General features: G+C 60.2%; 12 protein-coding genes. 6 read left to right on the forward strand and 6 right to left on the reverse strand.

The annotated features are described in order from the left end of the window. Positions 1 to 3: 3 nt before the first annotated feature. Both prpC and prpB read right to left on the reverse strand, forming a co-directional pair. Positions 4 to 1176, reverse strand: a complete 1173-nt coding sequence (gene prpC, locus AXG89_RS21910; protein WP_062172393.1) for a bifunctional 2-methylcitrate synthase/citrate synthase — start codon at positions 1174 to 1176, stop codon at positions 4 to 6. Between the two features lie 41 nt (positions 1177 to 1217). Next, the gene (prpB, locus tag AXG89_RS21915) at positions 1218 to 2111 is read right to left on the reverse strand and encodes a methylisocitrate lyase (RefSeq protein ID WP_062172394.1); all 894 of its coding nucleotides are present in this window, start codon (positions 2109 to 2111) and stop codon (positions 1218 to 1220) included. A gap of 167 nt (positions 2112 to 2278) precedes the next feature. Here prpB and prpR point away from each other — a divergent pair, with 167 nt between their 5' ends. Beyond that, positions 2279 to 4171 (forward strand): propionate catabolism operon regulatory protein PrpR, encoded by a 1893-nt coding sequence (gene prpR, locus AXG89_RS21920; protein WP_062172395.1) that lies wholly within the window; start codon positions 2279 to 2281, stop codon positions 4169 to 4171. Between the two features lie 12 nt (positions 4172 to 4183). Here prpR and AXG89_RS21925 read toward each other — a convergent pair whose 3' ends face one another. The 3 genes from AXG89_RS21925 to pcaH form a co-directional block, all read right to left on the reverse strand. Continuing rightward, on the reverse strand, positions 4184 to 4489 hold the full coding sequence (locus AXG89_RS21925) for a DUF2288 domain-containing protein (RefSeq protein ID WP_062172645.1): 306 nt from the start codon (positions 4487 to 4489) through the stop codon (positions 4184 to 4186). 82 nt (positions 4490 to 4571) lie between these two features. Further along, positions 4572 to 5162, reverse strand: a complete 591-nt coding sequence (gene pcaG / locus AXG89_RS21930; protein ID WP_062172396.1) for a protocatechuate 3,4-dioxygenase subunit alpha — start codon at positions 5160 to 5162, stop codon at positions 4572 to 4574. Between the two features lie 2 nt (positions 5163 to 5164). After that, a complete protein-coding gene (gene pcaH, locus AXG89_RS21935; protein WP_062172397.1) occupies positions 5165 to 5875 on the reverse strand; it encodes a protocatechuate 3,4-dioxygenase subunit beta in 711 nt (236 codons plus the stop codon). A 96-nt stretch (positions 5876 to 5971) separates the two neighbouring features. Between pcaH and pcaQ the strand changes: the two genes are divergently transcribed. Together pcaQ and AXG89_RS21945 are read left to right on the forward strand one after the other, a co-directional pair. Then, on the forward strand, positions 5972 to 6961 hold the full coding sequence (pcaQ, locus tag AXG89_RS21940) for a pca operon transcription factor PcaQ (protein WP_062172398.1): 990 nt from the start codon (positions 5972 to 5974) through the stop codon (positions 6959 to 6961). Positions 6962 to 7215: 254 nt separating this feature from the next. Then, positions 7216 to 7584 carry a response regulator gene (locus tag AXG89_RS21945; RefSeq protein ID WP_069638419.1) on the forward strand — a complete coding sequence of 123 codons (369 nt, stop codon included), beginning with the start codon at positions 7216 to 7218 and terminating at the stop codon, positions 7582 to 7584. Positions 7585 to 7597: 13 nt separating this feature from the next. Here AXG89_RS21945 and AXG89_RS21950 read toward each other — a convergent pair whose 3' ends face one another. Next, entirely contained in the window at positions 7598 to 8311 is a 714-nt protein-coding gene (locus AXG89_RS21950; RefSeq protein WP_062002674.1) for a lysophospholipid acyltransferase family protein, read from the reverse strand. A gap of 235 nt (positions 8312 to 8546) precedes the next feature. On the opposite strand from AXG89_RS21950, the gene pip reads away from it, so the two are divergent. From pip to AXG89_RS21965, 3 genes are all read left to right on the forward strand, one after another. Beyond that, a complete protein-coding gene (gene pip, locus AXG89_RS21955; RefSeq protein ID WP_062172400.1) occupies positions 8547 to 9608 on the forward strand; it encodes a prolyl aminopeptidase in 1062 nt (353 codons plus the stop codon). Between the two features lie 142 nt (positions 9609 to 9750). Continuing rightward, positions 9751 to 10173 (forward strand): hypothetical protein, encoded by a 423-nt coding sequence (locus AXG89_RS21960; protein ID WP_062002676.1) that lies wholly within the window; start codon positions 9751 to 9753, stop codon positions 10171 to 10173. Between the two features lie 500 nt (positions 10174 to 10673). After that, positions 10674 to 11462: a hypothetical protein gene (locus AXG89_RS21965; RefSeq protein WP_062002677.1), complete on the forward strand. Its 789-nt coding sequence runs from the start codon at positions 10674 to 10676 to the stop codon at positions 11460 to 11462. Positions 11463 to 11499 lie beyond the last annotated feature (37 nt).

Here is an 11499-nt window from a genome sequence, read left to right on the forward strand (position 1 = left end):
TAATTATTTGCGTTTGTTCAAAGGCTCGAACTTGAGATTGTCAGGCCCGGTGTAATTTGCGCTCGGGCGAATGATCTTGTTGTCGATACGTTGTTCGATGATGTGCGCGCTCCAGCCCGACGTGCGCGCGATCACGAACAGCGGCGTGAACATGGCGGTGGGCACGCCCATCGCGTGATACGACACCGCGCTGAACCAGTCCAGGTTCGGGAACATCTTCTTTGCGTCCCACATCGTCGTTTCGAGGCGCTCGGCGATGTCGTACATTTTCGTGTCGCCGGCTTCCTTCGACAGCTTCTTCGAAATGTCCTTGATCACCTTGTTGCGCGGATCGGAGATCGTGTACACAGGATGACCGAAGCCGATCACGACTTCCTTCGCTTCCACGCGGCGACGGATGTCCGCTTCCGCTTCGTCGGGCGTCTGATAGCGGCTCTGGATCTCGAACGCGACTTCATTTGCGCCGCCATGCTTCGGGCCACGCAACGCGCCGATACCGCCGGTTATCGCCGAATACATGTCCGATCCCGTGCCCGCGATCACGCGGCAGGTGAACGTCGATGCGTTGAATTCGTGCTCGGCGTACAGAATGAGCGATGCATGCATCGCATCGACCCATGATTTCGATGGCTCGACGCCATGCAGCAAATGCAGGAAATGCCCGCCGATGGAATCGTCATCGGTCTCGGTCTCGATGCGCCGGCCGTTATGCGAATAGTGATACCAGTACAGCAGAATCGATCCCAGCGATGCCATCAGGCGGTCGGCGATATCCTTTGCGCCCGCGACGTTGTGATCGTCCTTCTCGGGCAACAAGGTGCCGAGCACGGAGACGCCGGTACGCATGACGTCCATGGGATGAGCGGAAGCGGGAATCCATTCCAGCGCGGCCTTCAGGTTCGCGGGCAGACCACGCAGCGCCTTGAGCTTCGTCTTGTACGCCTTGAGTTCGGCGGCGTACGGCAATTTGCCGTGCACGAGCAGATACGCGATCTCCTCGAACTCCGAAGTTCCTGCAATATCCAGAATGTCATAGCCACGATAATGCAGATCGTTGCCCGTCTTGCCGACGGTGCAGAGCGCCGTGTTACCCGCCGTCACGCCTGAAAGCGCGACAGATTTCTTGGGCTTGAACCCGCTGGCGGCGTGTGCTTCTTTCGTCGGGGTATCGCTCATTTGTTCCAGTCTCCTTATCGGATCAACGCAGGAATAACGCGTTATTTGGTCTGATTGAACAGCGCGTCGAGCTTCTGCTCGAAGTCGTGATAGCCAATGCTCTTGTACAATTCCTCGCGCGTCTGCATGGTGTCGAGCACGTTGGCTTGCGTGCCATCGGTGCGAATCGCGCGATACACATTCTCAGCGGCCTTGTTCATCGCGCGGAAAGCGGAGAGCGGATACAGCACGATGGACACATCCACGCTGCGCAGTTCCTCGACCGTGAAGAGCGGCGTCGATCCGAACTCGGTGATGTTGGCGAGAACCGGGACCTTCACGGCATCGACGAATTGTTTGTACATCTTCAGGTCCGTCATTGCTTCCGGAAAGATCATGTCCGCGCCCGCCTCCACACACGCCCGCGCCCGGTCGATCGCCGCGTCCAGTCCCTCGACCGCCAAAGCATCCGTGCGCGCCATGATGACGAAGTTCGCGTCGGTGCGGGCGTCCACCGCGGCCCGCACGCGATCGGCCATTTCCTGCTGCGAGACGATTGCCTTTCCCGGCCGATGACCGCAGCGTTTCGCGCCCACCTGGTCTTCAATGTGCATCGCGCCTGCACCCGCCTTGATCAGCGACTTGACCGTGCGGGCAATGTTGAATGCGCTCGGGCCGAAGCCGGTATCGACATCGACCATCAGCGGCAGGTCGCAGACATCGGTGATGCGGCGGACATCGGTGAGCACGTCGTCAAGCGTGGAGATGCCGAGATCCGGCAAGCCCAGCGATCCCGCCGCGACCCCGCCGCCCGACAAATATATCGCCTTGAACCCGGCGTGCTGGGCGAGCAGCGCGTGATTCGCGTTGATCGCGCCGACGAGTTGCAAGGGCCGTTCGGCCGCGACCGCTGCGCGGAACTTCGCGCCGGCGCTGAGTGCTGCAGTTGAGCTCATGGAGGTCTCCGGTTTATGCGTCTGGAAGCGCAAGTTGTTTGCCAGTGCCCAAGTTCTTGATTGGGAACAGATTAATCTTTTTTATCGATGCCTGAAAATTTCAGAAATGAAATCATTGTTTGCAGAAGTGAATTAGACTGGAGCATTCGAGCCCGACCCTCCACCCCATGAATCCTCCTCCACGCATCTGGGCCGTAGGTATAAGCAAGCTCCGCGATCTGTATCGCGACATGGCGGCCGAATATGACGGCATTGCCGACCTGCGCATTGTGCCGCTCGGTTACGAGGACGCGGTGCACGAGATCGAGAACGCCGGCGATGCCCGCCCAGATGTGGTCGTTGCTGCCGGATCGAACGGGGCGTACCTGAAGGCGCGAATCGGTGTTCCGGTCGTACTGGTGAACCCGACCGGGTTCGATGTCATGCATGCGCTCGCGCGTGCCCGCCGCGAGGGCGAACCGGTCGGTCTCGTGATGCACGGCGAGACACCCGCTGAAGTCGCCCGCTTTTTCCGCGCGTTCGGTGCGGCGATCGAATGCGCGTCCTACGTGTCGGCGGAGGACGCGGAATCCTGCGTGCTGGATCTGCGTGACCGTGGCGTGCAGGCGATTGTCGGGCCGGGTCTCGTCACGGAACTCGCGGAGAAGGCCGGCATGAAGTCGGTGTTTCTCTACTCGCGAGCGTCCGTTCAAGGCGCGTTCGAAACAGCGCTGGAAGTGGCGCGCGCGACACTCGGCGAGACGCAGCGCCGTCGCCGGCTCGATCAGGTCCTGCAACATCTGCGGGACGGCGTGATCGCGCTTGCCGCCGATGGCCGCATTGAAGCGCTCAGCGGCAAGATGGCCGAGATGCTGCGCCTCGCGCCATCGCAAGTCGTCGGCAAGCGCCTGCGCGACCTGGCGCCCGAAGTGGCGAGCGCCGTGCCGGACGAACCCGGCGAGTCGCTGGAGACGGTGCGCGGGGCGAGCTATGTGGTACATCGAAGCGCTTGGGGCGATGCATCGGCGGCTTCGGGGTCCATCGTCACGTTTCAGGAGTCAGTGGCATTGCAGCGCATGGACAGGTCGGTGCGTGCGCGGCAACGCTCGCCGTCGCTCGTCGCGCGATACAAGATCGATGACCTCAGCGGCAGCAGTCCGGCTATCGAGCAGGTTCGCCAGCGCGCTCGCCGATATGCGGGCTCCGACGCGACCGTGCTGATTCGCGGCGAGAGCGGCACGGGCAAGGAACTGGTTGCGCAAGGCATCCATGGCGAAAGCGCGCGGCGCGACTTCGCGTTCGTCGCGTTGAATTGCGGCGCGTTTCCGGAAACGCTGCTGGAAAGCGAACTCTTCGGCTACGAGGAGGGGGCGTTCACGGGCGCGCGTCGCGGCGGCAAGGCTGGACTGATCGAGTCGGCGCATCGCGGCACGCTTTTCCTCGATGAAATCGGCGAGATGCCATTGCCGCTGCAAAGCCGGTTGCTGCGCGTGCTGCAGGAGCGCGAAGTCGTGCGGCTGGGCTCCACTGAACCACTGCAGGTCGATGTGCGGATCGTCGCGGCGACGCATCGCGCGTTGAGCGAGCGAATGAAGGCGGGTGAGTTTCGCGCGGACCTTTTTTATCGGCTGAATATCCTGAATCTGCACCTGCCGCCGTTGCGCGAACGGGCGGCGGATATAGCGGCACTGGCCGCGCAATTGTTGTGGCGCACCGGGCGCGTGGTTTCATTCGATGCCGCGCTCAAGGCACTCGACCCGGTCACGCCGATATTCACGAGCTACGCGTGGCCCGGAAACGTGCGCGAATTGCAGAACGTGATCGAAAGGATTTCGCTGGAGCTGGAAGATCCGGCCGCGAAGCCGTTGAAGTTGACGCCCAGGTTGATACGGTCGATAGCGCCTGAGCTCGAGGAAGAAACAATGAATTCGAATCAGGAATCGCTCAAGGCGCGCAGCCGCAAGTTGCAGGCCGATGAGATCCGAACGATGCTGGATTCGTTCGGCGGCAATCGCGGGAGGACGGCGAAGGCGCTGGGAATCAGCAAGACGACCTTATGGCGGAAGCTGACGACACGCTAAACGGTAATGTGTCTAGCCGCGTTCCTGCACGCAAACCCACGGCGACACCACCACGGCCCACAACTCGGGATTACGGTCCGCCAGGTCAGCGGCGGTTTCTGCCGTCGTGCGTTCGAGCAGGCCTGATGACAACCACTCGGTCACGCGCTTCGTATCGTCGCCGGCAACGGCTTCAGCCACACTGACCAGATCGATGTCGCGCGCCACTTTCAGCAACACGCCGCGCGCGAAGAATCGCTCCAGTTCGGACCATTCGATCTGGGCAGTTTCGGAGAAAAGCTTGAGGTATAGCGGGCTGGGAGTTTGATCGTCTTTCATGGCGCAGTGCAGGCGGGTTCGAGCGTCCGACATCATAAACCATCGATGCCGGACGTCCGTTTTTACCGCATGGCGCGACGCTTCAAAGATCGAAGAACACCGTCTCTTTGGGACCTTGCAGATGGATATCGAACCTGTAAATCGTGTTCGACGTTCCCGGTTCACGCTTCGCAATCAGCGTTGCGCGCCGCTCTGCGGGAACTAGCGCGAGCACGTCGTCGCCGGCGTTGGCTTCCGTTTCATCGTCGAAATAAAGGCGCGTGTATGCATGCAGCAGCATGCCGCGCATCAGCACGATCACATCGATATGCGGCGCCGAATCACTGCCCGTGCTGCCCGGCTTGACTGTATCGACCACGTAGCGAAGCTCGGGATCGGTGCCCGTGCCGACCCGCGCGAAGCCGCGGAAACCGGACTCGCGTGCCTCGGCCACTGTGGTGACATAACGGCCGGTCGAGTCAGCCTGAACCATCTCGATCACCGCGTCGCCGATCACTTTTTCGTCGCCATCGAAAACCTGTCCGACGATGCTGATGTGCTGTCCCGCCGATTCCCGGTCTGCAATCGATGGCGTGAACAAGCTCTTCAGGTCGAAGTTGTACTGTTCGGGACACAAGCCATAAGCGAAATACGGTCCGACGGTTTGCGAGGGCGTCTGGCTAAAGGTCATCATGTTCAAGCCTCCGTCGGGGTCTGGTTCGGGCCGCGCAGCACGATGTCGAACTCGTAACCGAGCGCATAGGCTTCCTCGGTCGTATCGATGGAAAATCGCGAGACCAGCCGGTTGCGCGCCTGTTCCGGCGTGCCCTGGAAGATCGGGTCGAGCGCGAGCAGCGGGTCGCCCGGGAAGTACATCTGCGTGACGAGGCGTGAGCCGAAATATTCGCCGAAGAGCGAAAAATGGATGTGGTTCGGACGCCATGCGTTCGAATGGTTGCCCCACGGATACGCGCCGGGTTTGATCGTCAGGAATCGATACCGCCCGTCGTTGTCCGTCATGCAACGCCCCGAGCCGAGAAAGTTGGGGTCGAGCGGCGCGTCGTGCTGATCTGCCTTGTGAACGTAACGTCCGGCAGCGTTCGCTTGCCAGATTTCGACCAGCGTATTGCGCACCGGCCGCCCGCGTTCGTCCATCACGCGCCCCGTCACGATGATGCGTTCGCCGAGCGGCGCGCCGTTTCTGGCGGCGTTGCGGGTCAGGTCGTGATCCAGTTTGCCGAGATCTTCCGCGCCGTAGACGGGCACGCGGCGGTCCTTCAGTTTTTCCTTGAGCGGAATCAGCGGCCGTGAAGGGCTGCGTAATACCGACGACTTGTAGCCAGGATAAGAGTAGGGCGGGTGTGAATCCCAGTCGCGCGGGCTCAGGAGTGATGAGGGAGCATCCATTTTTGTCTCCGGCTTTTAAAATGTGAATCAACACTTTATCGAAGCGGTGAAGTTATGGAAAATGACGTTTTATGCATTCAGACATAACTGATCGTCATGGATAACGAATACTCTCTTGGCGCTGCGTCGGCTGCGGAACTGGGCAGCCTGACCAGCGGCCGGATCAAGTTCCGGCACCTGCAATGCTTTCTTGCCGTGACCCAGTTCGGGAGCGTTCAACGCGCGGCGGACAGCCTGTCGATCACGCAGCCGGCGGTATCGAAGACCATTGCCGAGCTGGAATCCATTCTAGGCGTGCGATTGTTCGAGCGCGGCCGGCGCGGCGCCGAGCCGACGCGCGAAGGACGTCTGTTCGCGCCCCACGCCGCGGCTTGCGTGGGCGCCCTGCGCGAGGGTGTGGACGAGTTGTCGCGTCATGGCGTCGAGCATCCGGGAACAGTCTCGCTCAGTGTGCTGCCCACGGTTGCACCCGCCTTGCTGCCGCCGACGCTCGCGGCATTCCGGGCACAGTGGCCGGGGGTATCGGTGAAAGTGTGGACCGGGTCGAACGGGCAGTTGCTCGAACGCCTCAAATCCGCCGATACCGATCTGGTCGTCGGCCGGCTTTCCGAACCCGAAGGCATGGTCGGGATGACCTTCGAGCAGTTGTATCGCGAACCGCTGACGGTCGTTGTGCGCAACGATCATCCGCTCGTGCACGAAAGCAATGTAACCGCGAGCTTGCTTGCACGCTTTCCAATAGTCGTTCCACCGTTCGGCACGTTGATCCGCCAGTCCGCCGAGAGCGTGCTGACGGCTTTCGGCGCCCAGGCATCGAGCTCGCTGATCGAGACATTGTCGGTGTCGCTTGGACGCGCTCTTGCATTGCACAACGACGCGGTATGGTTTGTGCCTTCGAGCGTAGTCGAGCATGACGTTGCATTGAAGTTGCTGGCGCGTCTGCCCATGCCTTTCGCAGGTGCCGATGAACCCATCGGCCTCATCCTGCGTCATGACCGTGCAAGATCGCCGGCGCTGGATGGTCTTATCGATGCAATCCGTGACGCGGGGCGTGAGCGCGAGGCGGTGCGTATCGGTATGAAATAGCTTGCTGGAGCGTGTGTTGCAGGCACTTGTTACCGCGCGAGCGGCATCGGCAAAACCCCATTAGCATACGTGCGATAAAAGCTATATAAGTGGCTCGAGTAAAGCGGTGCATGCACGTGAAGCAGCCTTGCGATGGACTACAGGCAACCTTACTGTAACTGCGCGCAAGATATCTTCGTGCAACCAAACCTTGCTTTGCGATGTCTCACTTGCCCGAACCTAATCAACAAGACGCCACCAAAGCCGCCAGCACGATGAAAACCGTATTGCTCGTCGACGACGATCCCGAGACCATCGAAGCGTGGACCCTTTGCATGCAGTCGGAGGAGTGCAAGGTGCTGTCCGCCTTCGACGGCAACGGCGCACTGGCGTTGCTTGGAGAGAACCTCGTCGACATCGTGATATCGGACTGGAAAATGCCGGGGCTCGGCGGCGCGCTGCTTTGCCAGACCATGAAGACCAACTCGGCGACGGCGCATATCCCGTTCTTGATGATCTCGGGCCATCCGCATCCGCCGGCTTTCGTTCATTACGATGGCTATCTGCAAAAGCCTGTCGAGATTGAAGCGTTGTTGTCGGCGGTAGACCGGCTTTGCGCTGCAAAGCGCCGCCGGCCTTATTGAAAAAGAGCGGGGCTCACGCAAGCCGCGTCATCTCTTTTTCCATGCGCTCCTGAGCGAGCCGGTTCAACTCTTGTGGCACCACGCAATCGGCGGGAAGCGGGGCCATGACGATCACGCGGATATGGCCGGGCTGATCCGGCCAGCCCTTCGCGGGCCAGTATTTCCCCGCGTTATGCACGACCGGCACAGCAGGCACTTGCGTTGAACAGGCAAGCCGTACCCCGCCCGATGCCAGCTTCAGCGGCGCGTCATGTGCGACCCGCGTGCCCTCCGGAAAGATCACCACGACGTCGCCAAGCGCGAGCTTTTCCGCGCATTCGCGCGTGACCGCCTGATGCGCCTGGCGCGGTGAGCCGCGGTCAAGACTTACCATGTCGAGGCCTTTGAGCACCCAGCCGAAGAACGGAATACGCTTGAGGTCGCTCTTGAATACGAAGCTGATGCGGCGCGGAAACAGCGCCATGAATGCGAGCGTTTCCCAGGTCGATTCGTGCCGGCACAGCATGATGAACGGCTCGTCGGGGAGGTTTTCGAGTCCTTCCACTGAACACGACACGCCGGTAATCATGCGCATCATCTTGACCATGGCACGGCACCATTGCTTTGCAAGCCAATAACGGCCGCTGCGGCCGACGAACGGAAACAAAGGCAGAATCAGGATGGACCACACCGTGCCGCTGCCAAGCAGGTAGGTCGCGAATAGCCACTTGACGAAGGTTCGATGCATTAAGTATTGGACAATGGTAAAAACGTGGCTCAAGCGCCGCAACCGGCGATAAGGCGAATGGGCGAACAGGCGTCGAGGTGGCCGCGACCCTGCGCAAGACATGCAGACGCCAGTCAACCCCGCGTACGAAACCCGAAGGATAGCTTGTGCGGCGGTTCGTGTCCCGGGTTCCAAAATCCCGCCTTGCGGCTCAATCAGATACCGAGAGACGCGTGATCTCTCCAACGGAGTTCCAATGACGGACGACGCAGGCAACGAAGTGAAGACTCAGGTTCCGGAAGATTCATCGACCGTGAAGACCCCGGCTTTCGATGAAGGCATGCTCGATGTCGGCGATGGCCATTCGATCTACTGGCGCGCGCAAGGCCCGGAGGGTGCGCCCGTAATGCTGATCGTGCATGGCGGCCCGGGCGGCGCGATGAATCTCAAATGGGGCGATGTGCTGGATGCATCGAAGTGGCGGATGGTCTTCTTCGATCAACGCGGCTGTGGCAAGTCCACGCCTTTCGGCAAGCTGGAACATAACGGCACCAAGGAACTGGTCGGCGATATGGAAAAGCTGCGGGTATTGCTCGGCATCGAAAAATGGGCGCTTTTCGGCGGCTCGTGGGGCACGACGCTCGCGTTGAGCTACGGCGTCACGCATCCGGAACGCTGCCTTGGATTTCTGTTGCGCGGGATCTTTCTTGCGCGCCAGCAGGACATCGACTGGTTCCTGTGGGACGTGCAGCGCGTCTTCCCCGACGCCCATCGCAAGTTTCTCGATGCGATCGAAACCGCCAGCGGCGAGCGCCCGTCGAACTCGGCCGAAATCCTGTCGCTTACCGGCGCGCCGCTCGCCCGTTTCGACGATGCCGGCATCAAGCTCGCGCGTGCATGGGCCGGATTCGAAGCGACGTTGTCTGTGGTGAACAAACCGGCGCAGAAGGGTGAGGCGAAAGCCGAAGCGCCGGAAGCCGATCCCGCGAAGCCTGCCGCCACGCCCGAAGAAACTCGCGAGTCCAATGCCGCCGCCATCTCCATGTCTCTGCTCGAACATCACTACATGGCGCAGGAGTTGCCGCCCGAGCCGCTTTTGCCGCGCATCGGCCGAATTGCGCATCTGCCGTGTGTGCTCGTGCATGGCCGCTTCGACATGGTGTGTCCCGCCGACCAGGCGCTCGCGCTTGCAGATGCATGGCCCGGCGCGCAGCTTTCCATCGTCGATGCAGCCGGCCACTGGACCTTCGAACCCGGCAACGTGACTGCGCTCAAGGCAGGCGGCGAGTTTCTTGCGCGTGCTCTTGCAGCAGGTTGACAGGCAAGGGTTTGCGGCAGGCCAAAAGTTTCCTGTGAGGCATTCCAGGCGGTAAATTTGGGACGGGAATGGTACGATCCCGCCTTGCAACTCTCGGCGGGCCGTACCCGTCGAACGGTAATCAAGTTACGGAGGCAACCCAATGGCCCAACAGAAAACCAATCCGAAACTGGAGCAGGCGCTGACCCGCGGCGATCTCGCGATCCGTCAGGCCAACTCAGGCCGCGCGACCGCTGTGCTGCGCGCGCTCGGCAAGATGATCGTGGAAGCGTCGGCGACCATTGGCGTGGAAGCGTTTGTCGTGATCCACGACGGCGACAAGATCTACGATCCGGTCGACGGCATGTGGCCGCAACAACTTTTGATATCGCTGGACGGTCCCGTGGAGGATTCGGACCCGGATGAACTGCGCACGGTCACGTTGATGGCCGACACGCCCGCCACCGTGTTCCGCTGTGAGTGGCAACGCGCCGATGGCAAGATTGGCCGCCAGGAAGGGCGTCCACTCGCAATGGTCGCGTTCATCACCGACGTGGATATTCCCTGGCTCGACGACGAAGACTGAGGCAGGCGAATCTCTACACTGGCGGGCGCGCTGTCGTCCGCCGGATTCAATCACATCGCTTTAATGACCCACACTCCTTCCTGCTCGTATGGCATTAAGCGCCGCAATCGGTATCGAGTCATTTTTTCCTGTTCGGTAATTTAGTCGCTGCAAAGGCGCTGATTGCACTCCGGACTTAATCCCGCCGGCGATTTAGTATTTAATACTCGCACGATGCCGGTGCATTTTCTCCGCGCCCGCATCCTCGTCGAATGCCGATAATCCAAACCCGCGCTGCATTCCCAAATAGATTTTCGTGTTACGAAACCGTTTGAGTGAAAACTGCGGGCGAATTCAAGAAACCCTTGGAAGCGTCGTTTTTTTAAGTATCTTTGAAGTTTTCTCTTCCATTCGACACTGCATCAATTCCCTTTGGGCGAGACTTAAATCGTCGCGCGTGTTGTTTGCATCAAGTCAAACGCATCGCGGCATCTCCTTCTCGCCAATATGGGGTAACAAAAATGGAACAGCTCGATGCAGGCCAAAGCAGTGTTTTAAGCAGTGATCGTTTGGAACGGGGTAACCGGATGGAGACGCTCGAGCGAACGGTACAAACGCTCAGGAAACGTGAATCGATGCCGTTTACTATAAGGATAGTCCGCGAAACAGCCGATCTCGATAAAGTCATCGATATCCGGCGTCTCGCGTATGCGCGGCATTTGCCATCCTTTGCCGAGAAACTCGGCATTGAAGATTGCGATCGCGAAGCGGGTGTAGCGGTGCTTCTGGCGGAGGCGAAACTGGACGGCGCGCCCGTTGGCACGATGCGTATCCAAACAAATGAATACGCACCGCTGGCGCTGGAACAATCGGTGCGTCTTCCAGACTGGCTGGGGAAAAGCCGGCTGGCGGAAGCAACGCGACTGGGCGTTGCGGGCGGTGGTATGGGCAGGGTCGTCAAGGTGATGCTCTGCAAGGCGCTCTGGCTTTATTGCGAGCAGCAACTGGTCGACTACATGGTGATAACCGCCCGTTCACCGCTTGACCGTGAATATGAAGCGATGTTGTTTGAAGATGTCTTTGGTGAAAGGCAATTCATGCCGATGGCGCATGTCGGCGGATTACCGCACCGGGTACTTGCCAAGGACGTCATGGCGGCGCGGCGGCGTTGGGAAGAAGCGAAGCATCCGTTATTCCAGTTCATGGTGCATACGGATCATCCGGACCTCGACTTGGATTTGCCGGATTTATCTTTCCGGCCGGAACCGGTACGATGCCCGGAAGCGTCGCAACTTGTTTATGGCAGGTAATAGAAGATAGCCCGGCTGCTTGACAGCCGAGGCCACA

It is taken from the genome of Burkholderia sp. PAMC 26561, assembly GCF_001557535.2.
Lineage (GTDB): Bacteria > Pseudomonadota > Gammaproteobacteria > Burkholderiales > Burkholderiaceae > Caballeronia.

Excerpts from the sequence above, each read along its gene's own strand:
- prpC (WP_062172393.1), bottom strand. The coding sequence starts at position 1,176 with ATGAGCGATACCCCGACGAAAGAAGCACACGCCGCCAGCGGGTTCAAG.
- prpB (WP_062172394.1), bottom strand. The coding sequence starts at position 2,111 with ATGAGCTCAACTGCAGCACTCAGCGCCGGCGCGAAGTTCCGCGCAGCG.
- prpR (WP_062172395.1), top strand. The coding sequence starts at position 2,279 with ATGAATCCTCCTCCACGCATCTGGGCCGTAGGTATAAGCAAGCTCCGC.
- AXG89_RS21925 (WP_062172645.1), bottom strand. The coding sequence starts at position 4,489 with ATGAAAGACGATCAAACTCCCAGCCCGCTATACCTCAAGCTTTTCTCC.
- pcaG (WP_062172396.1), bottom strand. The coding sequence starts at position 5,162 with ATGATGACCTTTAGCCAGACGCCCTCGCAAACCGTCGGACCGTATTTC.
- pcaH (WP_062172397.1), bottom strand. The coding sequence starts at position 5,875 with ATGGATGCTCCCTCATCACTCCTGAGCCCGCGCGACTGGGATTCACAC.
- pcaQ (WP_062172398.1), top strand. The coding sequence starts at position 5,972 with ATGGATAACGAATACTCTCTTGGCGCTGCGTCGGCTGCGGAACTGGGC.
- AXG89_RS21945 (WP_069638419.1), top strand. The coding sequence starts at position 7,216 with ATGAAAACCGTATTGCTCGTCGACGACGATCCCGAGACCATCGAAGCG.
- AXG89_RS21950 (WP_062002674.1), bottom strand. The coding sequence starts at position 8,311 with ATGCATCGAACCTTCGTCAAGTGGCTATTCGCGACCTACCTGCTTGGC.
- pip (WP_062172400.1), top strand. The coding sequence starts at position 8,547 with ATGACGGACGACGCAGGCAACGAAGTGAAGACTCAGGTTCCGGAAGAT.
- AXG89_RS21960 (WP_062002676.1), top strand. The coding sequence starts at position 9,751 with ATGGCCCAACAGAAAACCAATCCGAAACTGGAGCAGGCGCTGACCCGC.
- AXG89_RS21965 (WP_062002677.1), top strand. The coding sequence starts at position 10,674 with ATGGAACAGCTCGATGCAGGCCAAAGCAGTGTTTTAAGCAGTGATCGT.